The organism is Streptomyces vulcanius, assembly GCF_042653945.1.
GTDB classification, from domain to species: domain Bacteria; phylum Actinomycetota; class Actinomycetes; order Streptomycetales; family Streptomycetaceae; genus Streptomyces; species Streptomyces mangrovi.
Genome location: NZ_JBHSFK010000044.1, coordinates 77,933 through 99,147 on the forward strand (window position 1 = coordinate 77,933; position 21,215 = coordinate 99,147).

A 21,215-nucleotide genomic window follows, 5' to 3' on the forward strand; every position below is an offset into this window, starting at 1 on the left:
GCCAGGAGTCGGCGAAGCACCGAGGCCCGATCGAGCCGGGGTGTCTACGCTGGGTGGTGTTGCAGGGCAGCCGTGCCGCCGGGTGAGAACCGGTGGCCTTACCAGCCGAGGAATCCCGTGAGTGACACACCATTCGGATTCGGCCTTCCGCCGGAGGAGCCGGAAGACGGCGACGAGGGCAAGAAGAAGGACCAGCAGAGCGGTGGTGGTCAGGGACCGGCCAACCCGTTCGGTTTCAGCGGGATGCCCGGAGCCGGAGGCTTCGGCGTCCCGGGCGGACCGGGTGCCGACAACCCGCTCGCAGCCATGTTCGGTTCCCTGAACCCCACCGACCTGGGCGCCGCCTTCCAGCAGCTGGGACAGATGCTGTCCTACGAGGGCGGCCCGGTGAACTGGGACATGGCCAAGCAGATCGCCCGCCAGACGGTCTCCCAGGGCACGTCGGACGGCGTGAAGGACGCGAGCCTCGGCCCGGCCGAGCGCACCGCGGTCGAGGAGGCCATCCGCCTGGCCGACCTCTGGCTGGACGACGCGACATCGCTGCCGTCCGGCGCAGGCTCGGCCGTGGCGTGGTCGCGCGCGGAGTGGGTCGAAGCGACCCTGCCCGCGTGGAAGGAGCTGGTCGACCCGGTCGCCGAGCGGGTCGGCGCGGCCATGGGTGACGTCCTGCCGGAGGAGATGCAGGCCATGGCCGGCCCGCTGATCGGCATGATGCGCTCGATGGGCGGCGCGATGTTCGGCCAGCAGATCGGACAGGCGGTCGGCGTGCTGGCCGGTGAGGTCGTCGGCTCGACCGACATCGGACTGCCGCTCGGCCCGGTCGGCAAGGCCGCGCTGCTGCCGCTGAACATCGAGACGTTCGGCAAGGACCTGGGCGTGGCGAAGGAGGAGGTCCGGCTCTACCTCGCCCTGCGCGAGGCCGCCCACCAGCGCCTCTTCGCGCATGTGCCGTGGCTGCGCTCGCACCTGTTCGGCGCGGTCGACGGCTACGCGCGCGGGATCAAGGTCGACACGGCCAAGCTGGAGGACGTGGTCGGCCAGTTCGACCCGCAGAACCCCGAGCAGCTGCAGGACGCCCTCCAGCAGGGCATGTTCCAGCCGGAGGACACCCCGGAGCAGAAGGCAGCCCTGGCCCGTCTGGAGACCGCCCTGGCGCTCGTCGAGGGCTGGGTGGACGCGGTGGTCCACGCGGCTGCGAAGCCCCGTCTGACGTCCGCGGACGCGCTGCGCGAGACCCTGCGCCGGCGCCGTGCCACGGGCGGCCCCGCGGAGCAGACGTTCGCCACGCTGATCGGCCTGGAGCTGCGCCCGCGCCGGCTGCGCGACGCCTCCCGGCTGTGGGCGTCGCTGACGGACGCGCGCGGTGTGGACGGCCGTGACGCCCTGTGGGCGCACCCGGACATGCTGCCGACCGCCTCCGACCTGGACGACCCGGACGGCTTCGTGCACCGCGAGCAGCTGGACTTCTCCGAGCTGGAGAAGATGCTCGGCGAGGCAGGCGGCGGCGGTCCTGACCAGAAGCCGAACCTGAAGAAGAACGACCCCGAGGGCGACGACACCGAGTGAGCCTGTACGACGACGCGGTCCTCGTGCTCAAGGGCTACGAGGGCCAGGAAGAACTGCGCGAGATCTACCTGGAGCATCTCGCGGGCCACCTGGACGGCCTGTGGAAGTCCTGCGGCGACGGGCACATCACGGCGAGCGCGCTGGTGATCGACCCAGCACGCGGGCGCGTGCTGCTCACTCTCCACAAGAAGCTGCGGATGTGGCTCCAGATGGGCGGCCACTGCGAGCCGGCCGACGAGACGCTCGCGGCGGCGGCCCTGCGCGAGGGGACGGAGGAGTCGGGTATCCCGGGACTGAGCCTGCTGCCCGGCGGCCCGGTCCGCCTGGACCGGCATCTGACGCCCTGCGCCTGGCACCTCGACGTGCAGTACGCCGCCCTCGCGCCCGCCGGCGCCGTGGAGGCGATCAGCGACGAGTCCCTCGACCTGCGCTGGTTCGCCTACGACGAGGTCGCGGGCGTGGCGGACGACTCCGTCGTACGGCTTCTGGAAGCGAGCCGCGCCAGGCTCTGACGTGGTAAGGGGTGACCGTTCGGCGAGTCACCCCCTACACCCCGCTCAGCTCCAGGCGTTGCCCTGGTTCTGCCCCCGCACCCCCTGCTGTCCCATCCCGTACTGCGCGGCCAGGCCGGAGCCGATCTGGGCGTGCTGCGGAGGAAGCAGCTCGCTGGGCTGCACCAGGGCGAAACCGGAGCCCATGAAGCTGAGCTCCCAGCCCTCCCCGGTGCTGCCACGCCGGCGCCACACCCCGGAGGAGTGCGTCTGGGCCTGCATCTGCACCCGCAGCCCGGTGGACCAGGCGACGATGGCGTCGGAGTCGCAGTTGACGTACCGGTCGGGCGTGACCTGCATCATCAGCGGCGCGCCCGAGGTCATCAGGGCGACCCGGCCCCGGCCGGTGATGTTGAGCTGGTACTTCCCGGAGCCGGCGATGCCGTAGAGGCTGTCGACTGCGATCACCTCGTGGTGCAGCGAGGAGTCCATGGCGAGGACGTAGCCGCTGTCGACGGTCAGCCCGTCCTGCTCCACGTCCACGAGGTGGACGTACTGGCCGAGGTTGGCGAGGTAGACCGTGCCCTGTCCGTGGCAGCGCATCAGGTCCAGGCCCTCGCCCGTGTGCGCACGCGCGCGTCCCTGCTGGTTGCTCTGGTACTCGGCGTCGAACTCGACAAGACCCTGGTAGGCGACCATCGTGCCCTTGCGGGCGAGGATGTCGTCGTGGCCCTCCAGGGCGATCCGGAGCATCTGCTTGTTCTGCAGGCTCCAGCGTTCCTGGTTCTGCGAGTCGTTGTGTGCGAAAAGTGAGCTCTGCATGGTGTTTCCGGCTCCCCCTCAGCCCCGGATCCGGAGGCGGTCGGTGCTGTCCTCGCTGGGCTGGACGACGACGATGCCCTGGCCCGAGAAGGCCATCTGGTAGGCCTCGCCGCTGCCCCGGCCGATCAGCGACTGCGCCTTGAAGCTGCGCTTGCCCTTCACCTTGAGGTTCGGGGACCAGGCGACGAGCGCGTCCGGGTCGACGTACGTCTCGTCGTCGCCGCCGCCGCAGTCGACGACGATGGGCGCTCCCCGGGAGGTGAGCGCGACCCAGCCCTGTCCGGAGATCTTCGTGTTCCACAGCCCCTGGCCCGCGAACTTCGCGAGCCCCTTCACCCGCTCGACGCCCCAGGTGAGATGGGCGTCGAAGGCGAGCAGGTTGGTGGCGTTGACGGAGATGCCGTCGCCGTTGAGGTTGATCACGACGACGTTGGCGCCGTAGTCGGCGAGGTAGAGCAGACCGTCGCCGGTGCACTTCATCAGGGGCGCGCCCTCGCCGGTCATCCAGTCGCGGGCGATCTGGCGTACGGCGGGCGGGTTGGGCTCGTACTGCACGAAGCCCTCGTAGGCGACCATCGAGCCCACGCGCGCGAAGAGGTCGTTCCCGGTCTGCATGGCGACCTTCAGCATGTGGCTGCCGTGGTTCTCCATGCGGGCGGTGACGGGTGCGGGGGCGTAGCCCGCGAGCGGCTGGTTCATGACGGGCTCCCTCAGACCTCGTACGGCTGGACGACGATGAAGTTGCCGGGCGCGCCCCGGAACTGCAGGTTGACGCTCTCCCCGGTGTCGCCCGCGTAGGCGTTGCGGCGCATCCGCACCTGGCTGGAGACGACCACCTGGGAGGCGGCCGACCAGGCGACGACGGCGTTGCAGTCGGCGAACGTGGTGGGGGTGACCGGCAGGACGACGGGCGTGCCGTGCGTCTTGACGACGATCGTGCCAGTGCCCTGGAACTGCATCGTGAACAGGGCGCCGCCGGGGATGCCGTGCCCCTCGATGCGGCGGACCTCGTACTGGAGGCTCTCGTCGAAGGCGAGGACGTTCTCGGCGGAGACGCAGATGGCGTCGCCCTGGAGCTCCACGGGGTGGAGGTGGGTGGCGTTGTCGGCGAGGAACACCTGGCCCTGGCCGGTGCAGCGCATCAGCTGCATCTCCTGACCGGTCGCGTTGCCCACGATCCGGCCGGCGAACCCGGCGCCCTTGTAGCTGAAGTCGACCTTGCCCTGGTAGAGCACCATGCTGCCCTGCCGGGCGAGCACGGGCTGGCCGCCGATGCCGAGGTCGACACGGATCAGCTTCTTGTTCTGCTGCGTCCAGCGCTGCCCGGTGGGCGTCTCGCGGAACTTCTGGAGCGCCGCGGTCACTCCGGCACCGCCCTGGGGCGCGCCCTGGGGGACGCCGTACGTCTGCTGGGCCGGCTGCTGCCCGAAGGGAGGCTGCTGGCCGTAGCCGGGCGGCATCGGCGCCTGAGGCGGCTGCGGGGCCTGGGGTGACGGGGGCTGGCCGTAACCGGGGGGCATCGGCGCCTGTGGTGCCTGGGGCTGGCCGTAGCCCGGTGGCGGTGGAGCGGCGGGCTGGCCGTACGGCTGCGGCGGCTGGCCGTAGGGCGCGGGGGCCGGGGCCGGCGGCGGGACCTGGGCTCCGCCGGGCGGGGTCATCGGCGCGACGATGGTCGGCGCGGCGTGCATCGAGGGCGCGGGCGCCGGGGCGGGGGGCGCGGGCACTCCGGCCGGCGGGGCGAAACCCTGCGCTGCGGGCTGCGGCTGCTGGGGCGCGGGGGCCGGGGCGGGAACGGGCGCCGGGGCCGCCGGGGCGGCGAAGGCGGGCGGGGCGAAGCTGGGGGCCGCGTCGGCCTGCGGCTGCTGGGGAGCGGCGGGTGTCTCCTCCTCCGCCACCTCGCCGCCGAAGTTCTTCAGCAGCGCGTCCAGACCGCCGTCGAAGCCCTGTCCGACGGCCGCGAACCGCCAGACGTCCTTCAGGTAGAAGTCGCCCAGCATCACCGCCCGCTCGGTGGAGAACTCCGAGCCGCCGAACGCGTACCGGGCCACCTCCTCGCCACCCGCGACGATACGGAGGTATCCGGGGCCGACCTGGGACATCTGCCCGGCGCCGTCGATGGTCGCGGTGAAGGACAGCTTGTGGATCCCGGCCGGAATCCGGTCCAGGGTGACGCGGAAGGACTCCGTGTCACCCGCCTGGGCGCCCAGGAGCTGGATGGACTCCTCGGGGGACTTCGGCTGGTTGAAGAAGATGAAGTACCGGTCGTCCGAGAGCCGTTCGTCGGCGTCGAGCCCGAAGCAGCTGATGTCGAAGGACAGGCCGGGGCCGGAGATCTGCACGCCTACGTACAGATCGGTGCCCGCGGTGAGGTCACTGATCCTGGCCTTGTGGCCGCGTTGGAATTCCCTGGGCATGCGTAACGACCGTCCCCCATCCCGAGTGCGAGTTGCGTCGCGTCAGGCTAACGGCAAAGTCCGACAACGCACGATGTCGGTACAGACCCGGTACACAACCCGCGTCGCCCGGCAGCGGACGGGGGCACGTACCGTCCGGCGCGGGTCACTCCTCGCGCGCGTCGGTCAGATGCGGCAGCCGCTCGGCGGCGGCCACGCCCTCCAGGTAGCCGCGGGCCCGCTCGGTGCGCGGGTACGCCTCCAGGAGCCGCCAGAAGTCGGGGCCGTGCCCGGGCACCAGCAGATGGGCGAGCTCGTGGACGAGGACGTAGTCGACGACGTACTCGGGCATGCCCTGCAGCCGGTGCGACAGCCGGATGCTGCCCTCGGCCGGTGTGCACGAGCCCCAGCGGGTGTTCTGGTTGGTCACCCAGCGGACCGAGACGGGCAGGGCCCGGCCGCCGAAGTACTGGGCCGACAGCCGCTCGGCGCGCTCGGCGAGCTCGGGTTCGCCGGGTACCCGCCGGCTCTCCTGGGCGGCGAGCTTGTCGAGCATGACGCTCACCCAGCGTTGCTCCTCGGCCTCGGACATGCGGGCGGGGATGAGCACGATCGTGCGGTCGCCCTCACGGTACGCGGAGACCGTTCGGCGACGGCGGGTACTCCTGCGGACCTCGATTGCGCTCGTCCACGAGCCGCTCGGCGGCTGGCTCGTCGTGCTGCGCTGTGGCGTTCCGGCGCGGTGCAGTGGGTCGGCGGGCACGCCCTGACGTTACCCGCTGCACACGGGAGAAGTCCCGACTCCGGGGCGGACGGGTTCCGATCTCTCACCCCGTCTTTGCCTCATACGACGGATTTGTACGACGAATGGCCCCGCCTGTGGACAACTTTCGGCACGCCTCGGCGGCGCCCGGGCATCCTGGCACTCGTCGGCGGAGTTTCCAGGCGTACGGGGGTCCTGATGCATCCGATGGTGAAGCCCGCGCTGCGGCGCGGCTGGCGTGACCTGAACACCGTGCAGTTCGGGATGGCCCCGGCACACGCGCTGACACTGGGGCCGGTGGACACGGCGACGGGCAGCTTCCTCGACCTGCTGGACGGCACCCGCGGACTGGCCCTGCTGCGCGAGGAGGGGCGCCGCATGGATCTGCCCGAGGGCCATGTGGATCAGCTGGTGGAGCGGCTGGCCCGGGCGGGTCTGCTGGACGACGCGCGCGGCGGCGGGCCGGACGCGGCGGCCCTGCGGGAGAAGCCGGAGGTTCTCGACCGTCTCCGCCCCGATCTCGCGTCGCTGTCCGTGACCACGTCGGCGCCGGGCGACGCGATCGGGCGACTGGCGGCTCGCCGCGGGCTGCGGGTGCAGGTGCGGGGCGCGGGCCGGGTCGGGTCGGTGCTGGCCGCGCTGCTGGCGGGCGCGGGGGTCGGCGAGGTGGACGTGTGCGACGGCGGCCTGGTGGAGCCGGCGGACGTCGCACCGGGCGGGCTGCCCGCCGAGGCGGTGGGCGAGCGGCGGGCCGAGGCCGCCCGCCGGGTGGTGCGCCGGGCCGCCCCGGACCGTCCGCCCCGCAGAAACCCGAGGTCACCGGTGGGGGAGGACACACCCGGCTTCTCCCTGGTGGTCATGGCGCCGCGGGACGATGTGTCCGTGTACGCCCCCGCACCCTCCGCGGCCGACCCGCTGATCGCCTCGGGCACCCCGCATCTCTACGCCGGGGTGGTGGAGGCGACGGGGGTGGTCGGTCCGCTGGTCCTGCCCGGTGAGACGGGCTGCGCGGGCTGTCTGCAGCAGACCCGCGCCGACCGTGATGAGACCTGGCCCCGGCTGGTCGCGCAGTGGCAGTCAGGGAAGCGGCGCCCGACCCTGGCCTGCGATGTGACGCTGGCCACTACGGTCGCGGGCCTGGCGGCGGCACACGCGCTCGCCTTCCTCGACGGCCACCTCCCGTCCAGCGCCGGGGCCCGCTGGGAGGTCTCCCTGCCCGCCCTCCAGTGGCACACCCGGCCGGTGTGGCCGCACTCGGCGTGTCCGTGCGGAGCCGCCACGAAGAGTAAGGGGCAGAAAGGTAAGCGGAAACACACCCCCGAGGACACAGGGCGACACGAGACAATGGCAGCGCCACCGCATTCGAAGAAGTCGCCCCGTACGACAGGGGTGGCGCGGCCGGCTGGGACTTGGAGGGCGCATGTCTGATCTTCCCCGGAAGGCGGTCACCCGGACCGCCAAACTCGCCGCGCTCCCGCTCGGCTTCGCCGGCCGGGCGACCTGGGGCCTGGGCAAGCGCATCGTGGGCGAGTCCGCGGAGATCGTCGGCCGCGAGCTGCAACAGCGCACCGCGGAGCAGCTGTTCAAGGTCCTCGGTGAGTTGAAGGGGGGTGCGATGAAGTTCGGGCAGGCGCTGTCCGTCTTCGAGTCGGCCCTGCCCGAGGAGATCGCCGGCCCCTATCGCTCGGCCCTGACGAAGCTCCAGGAGGCGGCGCCGCCGATGCCGACCCGCACGGTGCACTCCGTGCTCGCGGAGCGGCTCGGCGAGGACTGGCCGGACCTGTTCCAGGAGTTCGACGACAAGCCGGCCGCGGCGGCCTCCATCGGCCAGGTGCACCGCGCGGTGTGGCACGACGGACGCCGGGTCGCGGTCAAGGTGCAGTACCCGGGTGCGGGCGAGGCCCTGGTCTCCGACCTGAACCAGCTCAGCCGTTTCGCACGGCTGCTGGGCCCGCTCATTCCCGGCATGGATGTGAAACCGCTGATCTCCGAGCTGCGGGACCGGGTCTCCGAGGAACTGGACTACGCCCTGGAGGCGCAGGCCCAGCAGGCCCACGCGGAGGAGTTCGCCGGCGATCCCGACGTGGTGGTCCCGGCGGTGGTCCACCAGTGCGAGCAGGTGCTGGTCACCGAGTGGATGGACGGCGTGCCGTTGTCCGAGGTGATCTCCGGGGGCACCCAGGAGCAACGGGACCGGGCCGGCCAGCTGCTGTCCCGGTTCCTGTTCTCCGGCCCGGCCCGCACCGGACTGCTGCACGCCGACCCGCACCCCGGCAACTTCCGTCTGCTGCCCGGCGGGCCGGAGGGGGAGGACGACTGGCGGCTGGGCGTCCTGGACTTCGGCACCGTCGACCGGCTCTCGGGCGGTCTGCCGCTGCCGATCGGCGTGTCCCTGCGGCTGACTCTGGAGAGCCAGGCGGAGGCGGTCTACGAGCTCCTGTGCGAGGAGGGCTTCGTCAAGGAGTCCATCGAACTGGACCCGGACGCGGTCCTCGACTATCTGCTGCCGATCATCGAACCGGCCCGGGCGGAGGAGTTCACCTTCACCCGGGGCTGGATGCGCAGCCAGGCGGCCCGGATCGCCGACCCCCGCTCCCCGGCCCACCAGTTGGGCAAGCAGCTCAACCTGCCGCCGGCCTATCTGCTGATACACCGGGTGACGTTGAGCACGATCGGTGTGCTGTGCCAGCTGGGCGCGACGGTACGGCTGCGGGACGAACTGGAGGAGTGGCTGCCGGGCTTCGTCCTGGAAGGGGACGACGGCCTGGACGACCTGGACGTGCAGGGGGCCTGACGGGTCCGCACCACCAGGACGAGGCCGGCCGTCCCTCGGGACGATATGCCGCGGGGGCCGGTCCGTTCGGACGGACCGGCCCCTGCGAGGTGGCCACTAGGTCATGCAGGTGATGCAGGTGATGGCTACTGCATCACGGCCATGGCGAGCGCCCGGCGGGCGCGAAGCGAGGCGCGCTCGGCCCGGCGCTGCATCCGGCGGGCCGCCGCCAGGCGCACGGCCTGGCGGTCCCGCTCGGCCTCCCGCAGTCGCTCGTGCATATGCGCACGAGCCAGGGCTTCTGGGATGAGTTGCATTTCGCGGGTCCTGTTCTGGCGCGAGTCGATCGCTCCGGTGGTGGTGACGTCTTCGGTCGCGGAGCCTTCGGGCTCGCTGGTGAACGGCTTCATCGGGGCCTGCTTCTTGGGGTCTTGCGTGAGGGGGCGGTCGATCGTTCCTGCGGTGTTCATGCCGTGACCGGGTTCTTGCGCGGGCGGCCACGCGGCCGCTTCCGGGCGACGACGACGCCCTGGACGAACAGTTCGCCACCCCAGACGCCCCAGGGCTCACGCCGCTCCTTGGCGCCGGCGAGGCAGGCCTCGACCAGCGGGCAGGTGCGGCAGAGGGACTTGGCGTACTCGACGTCGGCCGGCGACTCGGCGAAGAAGACCTCCGGGTCGTAGGAGCGGCAGGGGACGGGTACGCCGAGGTTCTCGATGGCGTCGTCGAGCGCGGTGAGCGCGGTGAGCGGAGTCAAGGTGGAGTCCTCCGTGAGGCCGGGCGGGGGGATCGTTTCGGAAGGCGGTACGGACGGGGCGTGCGCTTCGAGTTGCACGGTTCGTCTTCCTCGTCTGGTCGTTCCGGTCCGGTGGGACCGGGTGGCGGCTGGTACCGGGTTCTTTTGTTGTCCCGAGGCCCCTTCGCTCCGTCATCCCCGTTGGGGGACAAACAGAAGGGCCGCGGATCCCGGGTGGGGTTCCGCGGCCCTGAAGGCGCCGGCCTGATTGTCGATCAGGCTGGATCACTCCAGGGTTCTGGCCCACGGAAGGCCCACATCAGGTGGTGCTGCGTCGTCTGCTTCCGGCCTCCGGCACCGGCCGCCGTAAAGGCATAGGCCTGCGCCTGTGCCGCTACTGCTTCCAGTGCCTTGGTCGGTCGCTCACTGCGCTCACGGACGGGAAGGCCCGCGGGGGCAACAGAGGAGGACGCCGGCCGAGCGGCACGAGTGCCGGACAGACCGGTGCCCAGGGTCGAGGCGCCGAGCATGCACGTGGAGACGACCGAGCGATCGGTCAATTTGGCGGTGCTGGTGGTGGAGCGGCTGTTGATGATGATCACTGGAATCGCCTCCTCTCGGCGTCTCGGGGGACCGGGGGTGAACCCAGTCCGACGGATATGTAAGTAGAGCACGGAACCGGTGCCTTGGAGAAGGCCGCCGTTCCCGTGTGCAAGAACCTATGGGGATTGCCGGGGCATGCGCAAACTATTTTTTCGACGAGTTCGCGTCAGTACCGTCCCGCTCCTCCTCGTCCTCGTCCGCGACGGGCCGGCCTGCGCAGATGGCCAGGACATCGGCTCCGTAACGGTTGAGCTTGCGCACTCCGACGCCGGGGATCCGCGCGAGTTCGCCCGCCTCGTCGGGGACTGTCTCGGCGATGGCCATCAGGGTCCGGTCGGTGAAGACGCAGAACGCCGGCTGCCCGCCTCGGCGCGCCTGCGTCGCCCGCCACTCCCGCAACCGTTCGTACAGTCCCTCGTCCATGTCGGAGGGGCAGTCGTCGCAGCGCATCAGCTTCATCTCGCCGGCGTCGGTCAGGGTGCGCCCGCAGACCCGGCACCGGGCCGGGGAGCGCTGGGTCCGCCGCGGCACGGCGGGGGCGCTCGCCGTGGCGCCGGTGAAGCCGCGCTCGACGCTTCCCGGGGCCCCGGAGCCCGATCGGCCCGAGTGCGCTCCCGAGCCCGGGCGCAGCCCGTCCAGGAAGCGGCTGGGGCGGCGGTTCGGGCGGCCGCCGGGCGAGCGGGAGAGCGACCAGGAGACATGCAGGCGCTCGCGGGCCCGGGTGACCCCGACGTAGAGCAGCCGGCGCTCCTCCTCGATCTGCTCGTCGGTCCTGGCGTAGGTGATCGGCATCATTCCCTCGGCGACCCCGACCAGGAACACCACGTCCCACTCCAGACCCTTGGCGGAGTGCAGGGACGCGAGGGTGACGCCCTGGACGGTCGGGGCGTGCTGGGCGTTCATCCGCTCGTCGAGTTCGCCGACCAGGTCGGCGAGGGTGGCGCCGGTCCTGGCCGCCGCGCAGTCCTGGGCGAGGTTGACCAGTGCGGCCAGCGACTCCCAGCGCTCTCTGACGGCCCCGGAGCCGGCCGGGGGCTGTGGAGTCCAGCCCTCGCCGGAGAGGACGGCACGCACCTGCGAGGGCAGGTCGACGGTGTCCTCCAGGAGGGTGTCGTTGCCCCCGAACCGGGCGCCGGCGCGCAGCGCGGCGATCGCCTTGCGCACCTCGGGCCGGTCGAAGAAGCGCTCGGCGCCGCGCAGTTGGTAGGGGACGCCGGCGTCGGCGAGGGCCTGCTCGTAGGTCTCGGACTGGGCGTTGGTGCGGAACAGGACGGCGATCTCGGCGGCCGGGACCCCTGCGGCGAGGAGCTCGCGGATGCGGCGGGCGGCGCCCTCGGCCTCGGCGGGCTCGTCGGTGTACTCGGTGTAGACCGGCTCGGGTCCCGGGGCGCGCTGGGAGATCAGCTCCAGGCGGTGGTCGGCGGCCCGGCCGCTGGCCTGGGAGAGCAGGCCGTTGGCGAGGTGGACGACCTGGGGCGTGGAGCGGTAGTCGCGGACGAGCTTGACGACGGTGGCGCCGGGATGGCGGGTGCGGAAGTCGAGGAGGTGGTCGGGGGTGGCGCCGGTGAAGGAGTAGATCGTCTGGCTGGCGTCGCCGACCACGCAGAGGCTTTCCCGGTCGCCGAGCCACAGCTCCAGGAGGCGCTGCTGGAGGGGGCTGACGTCCTGGTACTCGTCCACCACGAAGTGCTGGTACTGGGCGCGGACCTGCTCGGCGATGTCCTGCCGGTCCTGGAGGACTGCGACGGTCAGCAGCAGGACGTCCTCGAAGTCGATGACCCCGCGGTCGCGCTTGAGGTCCTCGTACGCGGCGTAGAGCTGGGCGATCTCGGCGGGGTCGCGGGGGGCATCTCGGCCTGCCTTGGCGGCGGCGAGGGCGTAGTCGGCGGGGACGGTCTGGGTGACCTTGGACCACTCGATCTCCGCGGTCGCGTCCCGCAGCTCGCCCCGGTCGAGACGGATGCGGCAGGCCGCGGCGGCGTCCGCGACGAGCTGGATCTTGCGGTCGACGAGCCGGGGCAGCGAGCCACCGATGGCTTTCGGCCAGAAGTACTGCAGCTGGCGCAGGGCCGCGGAGTGGAAGGTGCGGGCCTGGACGCCCTGCGCGCCGAGCTGCCGCAGCCGGCCCCGCATCTCGCCCGCGGCGCGGTTGGTGAAGGTGACGGCGAGCACGCTGGAGGCCTGGAGGATGCCGGCGCGGACGCCGTAGGCGATCCGGTGGGTGATCGCCCGGGTCTTGCCCGTACCGGCTCCGGCCAGCACGCACACCGGGCCGTGCAGTGAGGTGGCCACCTCGCGCTGCTCGGGGTCGAGCCCTTCGAGCACCGCGTCGGCCGAGTCGGGTACCCGCGGGAAGAGAGGGGAGTGCGTTGCTGCTGTCACACGGCCATGCTGCCAGGTCGGCCGGGACGGGTGAGCAGGTTGTCCACAGGCGGACCCTCGCAGTCGTACTAATGCGTCGGCCGTCATCCCCTGGATGTGTGTGCCGGGAATGGCGGCCCTTTCACGTACGTTGCCCCAACGACCGCCCGTCCCCACGACCCGCCGAAGGAGCACGAGAGACATGCTGGGCACTGTGACGATGTACAGCACCACGTGGTGCGGCTACTGCCAGCGGCTGAAGAAGCAGCTGGAGCGCGAGGGCATCGCGTACACCGAGATCAACATCGAGCAGGACCCGGAGTCCGCGGCGTTCGTGGAGAAGGCGAATGGCGGAAACCAGACGGTGCCGACCGTGCTGTTCCCGGACGGTTCGACGCTGACGAACCCGTCGCTGGCGCAGGTGAAGCAGAAGATCGGCGCGTAGGCGTAGGCGAAAGGGCGGCCACCGAGGTACCGGTGGCCGCCCTTTCGCCTGCCGTGGGTCAGCTGAAGGTGCGGGTCGGCAGCGGCTTGCCGTACCAGAGCTCGATCAGACGGGCCGCGATGGAGATGCCGTACGGGGGCAGCACCTCGCCGGACTCGAAGGCGGCGCCGAGTTCGTCGCGGGAGAACCAGCGGGCCTCGTGGATCTCGTCGCCGTCGACGTCGATGTCGGTGGAGGTGGCGCGGGCCATGAAGCCCAGCATGAGGCTGGACGGGAACGGCCAGGGCTGGCTGGCGATGTACTCGACCTGGCCGACGCTGATCCCGGCCTCCTCGAAGACCTCGCGGCGCACCGCCTGCTCGATGGACTCGCCGGGCTCCACGAAACCCGCGAGGGTCGAGAAACGGCCCTCGGGCCAGTGGACCTGCCGGCCGAGCAGGACGCGGTCGTCCTCGTCGGTGACGGCCATGATCACCGCGGGGTCGGTGCGCGGGTAGTGCTCGGCGCCGCAGGCGGGGCAGCGGCGGATGTGCCCTGCCGCGGCGATGACCGTGCGCTCGCCGCAGCGGGAGCAGAAGCGGTGGGTGCGCTGCCAGTTCTCCAGGCCGACCGCGTGCACCATCAGGCCCACGTCGCGCGGTGACAGCAGCAGCCCGGCCTCGCGCAGTCCTGCGGCGCGCGCGGACTGGTCGATACGGCCGGGCAGGGCGTCCTTCTGGAGCGCGAAGTAGCTGACGCCGTCCTCGTCGGTGCCCAGGAAGTAGCGGTGCGCCTCCGTGAGGGGGGCCTCGAAGGACGGGGTCATGACGAGTTCGGTGCGGCCGTCGGCCGTCTCGTCGATGAGGACCTGGGCGCCGGAGACGACGAAGCAGCGCGTCGTGGGGTGGCTCCACGCCGCGGCGAGCCAGGCCTCGTCGAGCCGGTGGTGAGCGGCTCGGTCGATGCCGCTCGGGGCGGTGAGCGAGATGGGTCGGTCGGCGTTCTGATCGGTCCAGGTGGTCACGGGTGCTTCCAACTCCCCCGGTGGAACGGTGGTTTCGGCGGGCGGTTCAGCGGGACGTGCGGCAGGGGCGACCGGGGCCGGTGAGGTGTCACGGTGCGGGGGCGGCCTTCCCAGTGTGCCGCGCGCACCAACCGGCTCCGGACCTAGCGGGAATGTCAGGGCGCGTGCCAGGTGTCGGCGAGATCGCCCCAGAGGTACGCGCTGGTCTCGACGCCCTTGAGGAGGAGATCCAGCTCGACCTTCTCGTTCGGCGCGTGCCAGCCGTCCGAGGGGACGGAGATACCCAGGAAGAGCACGGGGGCGCCGAGCACTTCCTGGAGGTCGGCGGCCGGTCCTGAGCCGCCCTCGCGCGTGAAGCGGACGGGCTGCTCGAAGGCGCGGCCCATGGCGCGGACCACGGACTGCAGGGCGGGGTGGTCGAGCGGGGTCAGACACGGGCGGGTGGCCGGGCTGAACGCGATCTCGGAGCGGATCCCGGCGGGCAGCTGCTCGGCGGCCCAGGCGCGTACGGCCTTCTCCACATGGTCCGGGTCCTGGCCCGCGACCAGCCGGAAGGACAGCTTCACGAAGGCCGAGGACGGAATGATCGTCTTGCTGCCGGGACCCTGGTAGCCGCCGCCGATGCCGTTGACCTCGGCGGTCGGACGGGCCCAGACGCGCTCCAGGGTGGTGTGTCCGGCCTCGCCGTGGGGGGCGTGCGACCTGGCGGTGCGCAGCCACTGGTCCTCGTCGAAGGGCAGTTCGGCGAAGAGTTCCCGTTCGCGGTCGGTGAGCTCGACGATGCCGTCGTAGAAGCCGGGAACGGCCACACGCGCGTGCTCGTCGTGGAGGGCGGCGACCAGGCGGGCCACCGCGGTGGCCGGGTTGGGCACGGCGCCGCCGAAGGATCCGGAGTGGATGTCCTGGTCGGGGCCGAAGAGGCGGATCTCGCACTCGGCGAGGCCGCGCATGCCCGTGCACACCGTGGGGGTGTCCGCGGACCACATGCCGGTGTCGGAGACGATCACGGCGTCGGCGGCGAGCCGCTCGGTGTGCTCCTCCACCAGGGCGCGGAAGTTCGGTGAGCTGGACTCCTCCTCGCCCTCGATCAGCAGCTTGAGGGTGACCGCCGGGGCGGTGCGGCCGGTGGCGGCGAGGTGGGCGCGGACGCCGAGGGTGTGGAAGAAGACCTGGCCCTTGTCGTCGGCCGCCCCGCGCGCGTAGAGCCGGTTCTCGCGCACGACGGGCTCGAAGGGGTCGCTGTCCCAGCCGTCCTCGACGGCGGCGGGCTGGACGTCGTGGTGGCCGTAGACCAGCACGGTGGGTGCGCCGGGATCGTCGGCGGGCCACTCCGCGTACACGGCGGGCGCGCCGGGCGTCTGCCAGACCTCGGTGACCGGGAAGCCGGTCTCCTTCAGTTTCGCCGCGAGCCAGTCCGCGCTGCGCCGCACGTCGGGGGCGTGGTCGGGCTGTGCCGACACCGACGGGATGCGCAGCCACCCGGCGAGGTCGTCGAGGAAGGCGGCGCGGTGCTGCTCGATGTACGTGCGGACGGCGCTGACGGCACTGTCAACGGGATGGCTCATGGTCACGAGCCTATCGGCCCGCGCCGACATCCTCGCCGGGCGGTTGCGCACGCTGTTCCTGTGCTGTCTGCCCCGCCGAGTCGGCTCCGGCGGCCTCCTCGCCCGTCAACAGGCGCTCCAGCGCCGCACGATCGGGCAGTGCGGCGGGCCGTACGACCTCGCCGGTGCGGACATAGAGGAACGCCGCTGTGACGGATTCCACGGGTACGCCCTGCTGCTCGGCCCAGGCGAGCCGGTAGAGGGCGAGCTGGAGCGGGTCGGCGGACCGGGTGCGGCTGGTCTTCCAGTCGACGATCTCGTACGTCGTCGTCTCCCCGTCGACCTCCTTGTAGACGGCGTCGATCCGGCCCCGGACGACGCGTCCGGCGAGGGCGAGCTGGAAGGGGGCCTCCACGCGGTGGGGTGTGCGGTGGGCGTAGTCGGTGCGCTCGAAGGCCTCCTTGAGTGCTTCCAGGTCGCGTTCGTCGGCGATCTCGGCGTCGGCGCCGGGCAGGTCGTCCGGTTCCAGCAGGGGGAGCGTCAACGCCTCGAAACGGGCCTCCACCCATGCGTGGAACCGGGTGCCACGGCGCGCGGCCGGTTGCGGGGGGCGTGGCATGGGGCGCGCGAGCTCCTGCGCGAGCCCGTCCGGGTCGTCGGCAAGCTTCAGCATGTGCGAGGCGGTGAGGGTCGCCGGGAGGGGTACGTCCGTGACGGCGCGGCGGGTGCGCAGGAGCTCTCCGGCGAGCGCGTCGAGGTCGCGGTCCCAGGAGGCGACCGTACGGGCTTCCTCGGGCGTGAGGCGGTCCCGCGGCGCGGTGGCCTGGTGGGGGACGGTGGGGCGGGCCGGGCCGACGCGGGATGCCAGGTCATCGTCGAAGGGGTCGGGCTCGTCGTGGAGGTCGTCGTAGGGCGGCTCGTCCTCGTCGGGCGGCGGGGGCCAGTCCGGGTCGTCGTACGTCTCCTGGTCGTGCGTGGTGGCGGGCAGGACGTCGTCCCGGGCGGCGAGGTCGTCCAGGTGGGCGAGGACGGTCGCGGCGGCGGCGCGGCGGCGGGCGAGTGCCGCGTCGTCCAGGGGGAGCGGCCAGACCTGGTCGGCGCCCGCGCGGTGCACGGTGGGGTTCTCCTCGTCCTCCTCCGGCTCGTCCGCCCATGCCTCGATCTCGCCGTGCCCGGCCGCGCAGTGGTCGTACAGCTTCTGAAGGAAGTCGGAGGGGCCGCGGGGCTTCTTCTGGGTGGGACCCCACCAGTGCCCCGAGCCGAGCAGGAGGGAGCGGGGGCGGGTGAAGGTGACATAGCCGAGGCGGAGTTCCTCGGTGTGCTGGTGGTCCTTCATGGCCTCGTGGAAGGCCTTCATGCCGCGGGAGTCCCAGGAGCCGATGTCGGGGAGGGTGTCGGCGTCGCCGCGCAGTTCGTGCGGCAGCACCTTGGCCTGGGCGGTCCACTTCTCGCGGCCCTGGCCGCTGGGAAAGGTTCCGGTGACCAGACCGGGGACGGCGACGACGTCCCACTCCAGGCCCTTGGACTTGTGCGCGGTGAGCACCTTGACGGTGTTCTCGCCGCCCGGGAGGGCGTTGTCGAGGCCCTTCTCGTACTGCGCGGCGGTGCGCAGGAAGCCGAGGAAGGCGAGCAGGCTCGCCTCGCGCTCGCCGGCGGCGAAGGAGGCGGCGATGTCGAGGAAGTTCGACAGGGTCTCGCGGCGGCGGGCGGCCAGGGCGTGCGGGGAGGCGGACAGTTCGACCTCGAGGCCGGTGACGGCGAGGACGCGGTGCAGGACGTCCATCAGCGGGTCGGCCAGCGAGCGGCGCAGGTCGCGCAGTTCGGTGGCGAGGCGGGCGAAGCGCACGCGCGCGTCCGGCGAGAACGGCAGCCCGTCGTCCCGGTCACCCTCGAAGGGGGTCTCCAGAAACGTGTCGAGGGCGTCCGCGAGCGATATCACCTCGGACGGGTCGACCCCCTCGACGGCCTCGGCGAGGCGGCGGTCCGGGTCGTCGTCGCCGTCCCCGCGCGCGTGGGCGACGAGCAGCCGTGCCCGGCGGCCCAGGAGGGCCAGGTCTCGCGGGCCGATGCGCCAGCGCGGGCCGGTGAGCAGCCGGACCAGCGAGGCGTTCGCGCCGGGGTCCTGGAGGACCTCGCAGACGGCGACGAGGTCGGCGACCTCGGGGAGGTGCAGCAGCCCGGAGAGGCCGACCACCTCGACCGGTACGTCCCGTGCGACGAGCGCGCCCTGGATCTCGGCGAAGTCGGTGGCGGTGCGGCACAGGACGGCGATCTCGCCGGGCGCCTTGCCGGTGTTCACGAGGTGGGCGACGGAGTCGGCGATCCAGTCGATCTCCTCGGCGTGGGTGGTCAGGAGGGCGCAGCGGACCTGGCCGTCCCGTTCGGCGCCGGGGGCCGGGCGGAGGGCCTCCACGCCCGCGTGCATGGCGCGCAGGGGTTCGGCGAGGCCGTTGGCGAGGTCGAGGAGCCGGCCGCCGCTGCGGCGGTTCTCGCTGAGCGCCTGGCGGGTGGCGGGGCTGCCGTCGGCGCGGGCGAAGTGCTCGGGGAAGTCGTCGAGGTTGGCGACGGAGGCGCCGCGCCAGCCGTAGATGGCCTGGCAGGGGTCGCCGACGGCGGTCACGGGGTGGCCGGTGCCGCCGCCGAACAGGCCGGCGAGGAGGATGCGCTGGGCCACCGACGTGTCCTGGTACTCGTCGAGGAGGACGACGCGGAACTCGTCGCGCAGGATCCGGCCCACCTCGGGGACCTGGCCGAGCCGCGCGGCCAGGGCGATCTGGTCGCCGAAGTCCAGCAGGTCGCGTTTCCGCTTGGCGGCGCGGTAGCGCAGTACCAGGTCGGCCAGTTCACGGCGGGCGGCGGCGGTGTCGGGGACCTTGCGCAGGTCGGCGTTGGTGAGCTTGACGCCGTCCAGGGTGCGCAGCAGTCCGGCGTCCCAGGCGCGCAGGTCCTCGGGGGGTACGAGGTGTTCGGCGAGTTCGGCGTCGAGGGCGAGGAGGTCGCTGACCAGGTCGGCGAAGGAGCGGGTGAGCGACGGGTAGGGTCCCGGGGCCTCGCGCAGGACGCGTGCGGCGAGCTGGAAGCGGGTGGCGTCGGCGAGCAGGCGGGAGGTCGGCTCCAGGCCGATGCGCAGGCCGTGGTCGGTGAGCAGGCGGCCCGCGAAGGCGTGGTATGTGGAGATCACCGGCTCGCCCGGCGGGTTGTCCGGGTCGATGACGTCGGGGTCGGTGACACCGGCCCTCACCAGTGCCTTGCGGACGCGTTCGGCGAGTTCGCCGGCGGCCTTGTTGGTGAAGGTCAGGCCGAGGACCTGTTCCGGGGCGACCTGGCCGGTGCCGACCAGCCACACCACGCGCGCGGCCATCACCGTCGTCTTCCCCGACCCAGCTCCGGCCACGATCACCTGCGGGGCTGGCGGCGCGACGATGCAGGCCGTCTGCTCCGGGGTGAAGGGGATCCCGAGGAGCTCCTTGAGCTGCTCGGGATCGGTGATACGGGCGGGCATGCTGAGAGGCTAGCGGCGGGCACTGACAACCGATGACACACCGCTCACTCCACCACGTGCCGCCCCTCGGGCCGGGCGCTGCACGACGCGCGGAACGAGCAGTGCGTGCAGTGTTGGCCCGCGCTCGGTGTGAACCGCTCGTCGAGGACCTTCCCGGCCGCCGTGGCGAGGAGTTCGCCGACCCACTCCCCCGCCGAGCCCTGCAAGGCCTCCTGCGCCTGCACCTTGGGCAGGGTCTCGCCGCCGTCCTTCTTGGCGGCGCCCTGGCGAAGCTGCACCAGCTCCGCGCCGCCCGGCTCCGGCCGCACCCCGTCGAATGCCTCGTCGACGGCGCCCTCGCGGACAGCCAGCTGGTAGACGGCGAGCTGGGGATGGCGTTCCACCTCGCGGGCGGTGGGCGCCTGTTTCCCGGTCTTGAAGTCGACGACGTAGGCGCGGCCCTCGCCGTCCGCCTCGACGCGGTCCAACTGGCCGCGGATGCGGACCTCGTAGTCGCCCGCGCCGAGGGTGACGTCGAAGTCGTGCTCGCTGGCGACCGAGGTGCGACCCGTTCGGTCCATCACATGCCACTTCAGGAAGCGTTCGAGCGCCACGCGCGCGTTGCCCTTCTCCTGCTCCGACTTCCACGGCGCGTCGAAGGCGAGCGCGTTCCACACGGAGTCGAGGCGTTCCATGAGGACGTCGAGGTCGGCCGGAGTGTGTCCGGAGGCGACCTCGTCGGCGAGGACGTGTACGACGTTGCCGAATCCCTGGGCGGCGGTGGCGGGGGCGTCGGCCTTCACCTCGCGGCCCAGGAACCACTGCAGGGCGCACGTGTTGGCGAGCTGGTCGAGGGCGCTGCCGGACAGCACGACGGGCTGGTCGCGGTCGCGCAGCGGCACCTTGCTCTCGGTCGGCTCGAACATGCCCCACCAGCGGTAGGGGTGCGCGGAGGGGACCAGTGGGCGGCCGTCCTCGTCGGTGAGCGCGGCGAGCCGGGCCAGCCGCTGGGCGGCGGCCTCCCGCAGGCGGTCGGAGACGCGCGGGTCGACCGTCGTGGCGCGCAGTTCGGCGACGAGGGCGGCGACCGACAGCGGGCGGCGGGGGCGGCCGGTGACGTCCCGGGGCTCGACGCCGAGCTCTGTGAGGAAGCGGGAGGGCTGGTCGCCGTCGTCGGCGGGCGCCTTCACGGCGGTGACGACGAGCCGGTCACGCGCACGCGTGGCGGCCACGTAGAACAGGCGGCGCTCCTCGGCGAGCAGCGCTCCCGGGGTGAGCGGCTCGGCGAGTCCGTCGCGGCCGATGCGGTCGGCCTCCAGGAGCGAGCCGCGGCGGCGCAGGTCCGGCCACAGGCCCTCCTGAACGCCTGCGACGACGACCAGGCTCCACTCCAGGCCCTTGGCGCGGTGCGCGGTCATCAGGCGTACGGCGTCGGGGCGTACGGCGCGGCGGGTGAGGGTGTCGGCGGCGATGTCCTCGGCCTCGATCTCGGCCAGGAAGTTCAGGGCGCCGCGGCCTCCGGTGCGCTCCTCCGCGCGCGTGGCGGTGGCGAACAGGGCGCATACGGCGTCCAGGTCGCGGTCGGCGTTGCGGCCGGCCGCGCCGCCGCGCCGGGCGGCCCGCTCCAGCCGCGCGGGCCAGGGCGTGCCCTCCCACAGGTCCCAGAGGGCCTCCTCGGCCGTGCCGCCGCGCGCGAGGCGCTCACGGGCCGTGGCGAGCAGCGCGCCGAGCCGCTGGGCGCCGCGCGCGTACACCGGGTCGTGGGCGACCAGCCGCTCCGGCTCGGCCAGCGCCCGCGCGAGCAGTTCGTCCGAAGGCGGCGGCACGGCATTCCCTCCGGCCCGCTCCTCCTCCCGCAGGGCCCGCCCGAGCCGCCGCAGATCGGCGGCGTCCATACCGGCGAGGGGGGAGGCGAGCAGGGCGAGGGCGGTCTCGGTGTCGAGCCAGCAGGGTGCGGGCGCGGCGGCCGGGGCGGAGGCGGGCTCGGGGGCGGGACCGGAGGGCGGCACGGCGACGGAGGCGGGCTCCGGGGCGGGACCGGAGGGCGACACGGCGACGGAGGCGGGCTCCGGGGCTGGCCTCGCAGCCGACACGGGGGCAGGTGCCGGCTCGGGGGGCGACGCGGCCTCGGGGGGCGACCCGGGCTCGGAGGGCGAGGCGGGCTCGGAGGGCGAGGCGGGCTCGGAGGGCGAGGCGGGCTCGGAGGGCGAGGCGGGCTCGGAGGGCGAGGCGGG

17 protein-coding genes are annotated in these 21,215 nt (G+C 72.7%); 5 read left to right on the plus strand and 12 right to left on the minus strand.

Features of this window, described 5'->3' with window-relative positions; all coding sequences use genetic code 11:
• Positions 1–117: 117 nt before the first annotated feature.
• A complete protein-coding gene (locus ACFPIH_RS45025) occupies positions 118–1,566 on the plus strand; it encodes a zinc-dependent metalloprotease (protein WP_381164893.1) in 1,449 nt (482 codons plus the stop codon).
• Positions 1,563–2,078 carry an NUDIX hydrolase gene (locus ACFPIH_RS45030; protein ID WP_381164896.1) on the plus strand — a complete coding sequence of 172 codons (516 nt, stop codon included), beginning with the start codon at positions 1,563–1,565 and terminating at the stop codon, positions 2,076–2,078. Before ACFPIH_RS45025 ends, ACFPIH_RS45030 begins: the two co-directional genes overlap by 4 nt.
• Positions 2,079–2,123: 45 nt before the next feature.
• Here the strand turns inward: ACFPIH_RS45030 and ACFPIH_RS45035 are convergent, their stop codons facing one another.
• From ACFPIH_RS45035 to ACFPIH_RS45050, 4 genes are all read right to left on the minus strand, one after another.
• On the minus strand, positions 2,124–2,879 hold the full coding sequence (locus tag ACFPIH_RS45035) for an AIM24 family protein (RefSeq protein WP_381164899.1): 756 nt from the start codon (positions 2,877–2,879) through the stop codon (positions 2,124–2,126).
• An 18-nt stretch (positions 2,880–2,897) separates the two neighbouring features.
• The gene (locus ACFPIH_RS45040; RefSeq protein ID WP_381164902.1) at positions 2,898–3,578 is read right to left on the minus strand and encodes an AIM24 family protein; all 681 of its coding nucleotides are present in this window, start codon (positions 3,576–3,578) and stop codon (positions 2,898–2,900) included.
• Positions 3,579–3,589: 11 nt separating this feature from the next.
• Positions 3,590–5,293: a TerD family protein gene (locus ACFPIH_RS45045; RefSeq protein WP_381164905.1), complete on the minus strand. Its 1,704-nt coding sequence runs from the start codon at positions 5,291–5,293 to the stop codon at positions 3,590–3,592.
• A gap of 145 nt (positions 5,294–5,438) precedes the next feature.
• Entirely contained in the window at positions 5,439–6,035 is a 597-nt protein-coding gene (locus ACFPIH_RS45050) for a M48 metallopeptidase family protein (RefSeq protein ID WP_381164908.1), read from the minus strand.
• Positions 6,036–6,233: 198 nt separating this feature from the next.
• Here ACFPIH_RS45050 and ACFPIH_RS45055 point away from each other — a divergent pair, with 198 nt between their 5' ends.
• Together ACFPIH_RS45055 and ACFPIH_RS45060 are read left to right on the plus strand one after the other, a co-directional pair.
• Complete coding sequence (locus tag ACFPIH_RS45055) at positions 6,234–7,463, plus strand: TOMM precursor leader peptide-binding protein (RefSeq protein WP_381164910.1); 1,230 nt, start codon at positions 6,234–6,236, stop codon at positions 7,461–7,463.
• The gene (locus tag ACFPIH_RS45060) at positions 7,456–8,829 is read left to right on the plus strand and encodes an ABC1 kinase family protein (RefSeq protein WP_381164913.1); all 1,374 of its coding nucleotides are present in this window, start codon (positions 7,456–7,458) and stop codon (positions 8,827–8,829) included. Before ACFPIH_RS45055 ends, ACFPIH_RS45060 begins: the two co-directional genes overlap by 8 nt.
• Before the next feature lie 125 nt (positions 8,830–8,954).
• Here ACFPIH_RS45060 and ACFPIH_RS45065 read toward each other — a convergent pair whose 3' ends face one another.
• The 4 genes from ACFPIH_RS45065 to ACFPIH_RS45080 form a co-directional block, all read right to left on the minus strand.
• Positions 8,955–9,278, minus strand: a complete 324-nt coding sequence (locus ACFPIH_RS45065) for a hypothetical protein (RefSeq protein ID WP_381164916.1) — start codon at positions 9,276–9,278, stop codon at positions 8,955–8,957.
• Positions 9,275–9,643, minus strand: coding sequence for a WhiB family transcriptional regulator (locus ACFPIH_RS45070; protein WP_030038270.1), 369 nt, complete (start codon positions 9,641–9,643; stop codon positions 9,275–9,277). Before ACFPIH_RS45070 ends, ACFPIH_RS45065 begins: the two co-directional genes overlap by 4 nt.
• Positions 9,644–9,819: 176 nt before the next feature.
• Positions 9,820–10,146, minus strand: coding sequence for a hypothetical protein (locus ACFPIH_RS45075; protein ID WP_381164920.1), 327 nt, complete (start codon positions 10,144–10,146; stop codon positions 9,820–9,822).
• A 145-nt stretch (positions 10,147–10,291) separates the two neighbouring features.
• A complete protein-coding gene (locus tag ACFPIH_RS45080) occupies positions 10,292–12,616 on the minus strand; it encodes an ATP-dependent DNA helicase UvrD2 (RefSeq protein ID WP_381165767.1) in 2,325 nt (774 codons plus the stop codon).
• 94 nt (positions 12,617–12,710) lie between these two features.
• Here ACFPIH_RS45080 and ACFPIH_RS45085 point away from each other — a divergent pair, with 94 nt between their 5' ends.
• Entirely contained in the window at positions 12,711–12,953 is a 243-nt protein-coding gene (locus ACFPIH_RS45085; protein ID WP_381164923.1) for a mycoredoxin, read from the plus strand.
• A gap of 58 nt (positions 12,954–13,011) precedes the next feature.
• On the opposite strand, the gene nudC is transcribed toward ACFPIH_RS45085, so the two are convergent.
• The 4 genes from nudC to ACFPIH_RS45105 all read right to left on the minus strand — a co-directional run.
• The gene (gene nudC / locus ACFPIH_RS45090) at positions 13,012–13,956 is read right to left on the minus strand and encodes an NAD(+) diphosphatase (protein ID WP_381164926.1); all 945 of its coding nucleotides are present in this window, start codon (positions 13,954–13,956) and stop codon (positions 13,012–13,014) included.
• A gap of 155 nt (positions 13,957–14,111) precedes the next feature.
• On the minus strand, positions 14,112–15,521 hold the full coding sequence (locus ACFPIH_RS45095) for a dipeptidase (RefSeq protein WP_381164929.1): 1,410 nt from the start codon (positions 15,519–15,521) through the stop codon (positions 14,112–14,114).
• Positions 15,522–15,531: 10 nt separating this feature from the next.
• On the minus strand, positions 15,532–19,002 hold the full coding sequence (locus ACFPIH_RS45100) for a UvrD-helicase domain-containing protein (RefSeq protein WP_381164932.1): 3,471 nt from the start codon (positions 19,000–19,002) through the stop codon (positions 15,532–15,534).
• A gap of 44 nt (positions 19,003–19,046) precedes the next feature.
• On the minus strand, positions 19,047–21,215 hold a 2,169-nt coding region (locus ACFPIH_RS45105; protein ID WP_385878860.1), incomplete at its 5' end, for a PD-(D/E)XK nuclease family protein.

Excerpts from the sequence above, each read along its gene's own strand:
- ACFPIH_RS45085 (WP_381164923.1), top strand. The coding sequence starts at position 12,711 with ATGCTGGGCACTGTGACGATGTACAGCACCACGTGGTGCGGCTACTGC.
- ACFPIH_RS45080 (WP_381165767.1), bottom strand. The coding sequence starts at position 12,616 with ATGACGGCCGACGCATTAGTACGACTGCGAGGGTCCGCCTGTGGACAA.
- ACFPIH_RS45055 (WP_381164910.1), top strand. The coding sequence starts at position 6,234 with ATGCATCCGATGGTGAAGCCCGCGCTGCGGCGCGGCTGGCGTGACCTG.
- ACFPIH_RS45060 (WP_381164913.1), top strand. The coding sequence starts at position 7,456 with ATGTCTGATCTTCCCCGGAAGGCGGTCACCCGGACCGCCAAACTCGCC.
- ACFPIH_RS45045 (WP_381164905.1), bottom strand. The coding sequence starts at position 5,293 with ATGCCCAGGGAATTCCAACGCGGCCACAAGGCCAGGATCAGTGACCTC.
- ACFPIH_RS45095 (WP_381164929.1), bottom strand. The coding sequence starts at position 15,521 with ATGAGCCATCCCGTTGACAGTGCCGTCAGCGCCGTCCGCACGTACATC.
- ACFPIH_RS45100 (WP_381164932.1), bottom strand. The coding sequence starts at position 19,002 with ATGCCCGCCCGTATCACCGATCCCGAGCAGCTCAAGGAGCTCCTCGGG.
- ACFPIH_RS45065 (WP_381164916.1), bottom strand. The coding sequence starts at position 9,278 with ATGAACACCGCAGGAACGATCGACCGCCCCCTCACGCAAGACCCCAAG.
- ACFPIH_RS45040 (WP_381164902.1), bottom strand. The coding sequence starts at position 3,578 with ATGAACCAGCCGCTCGCGGGCTACGCCCCCGCACCCGTCACCGCCCGC.
- ACFPIH_RS45035 (WP_381164899.1), bottom strand. The coding sequence starts at position 2,879 with ATGCAGAGCTCACTTTTCGCACACAACGACTCGCAGAACCAGGAACGC.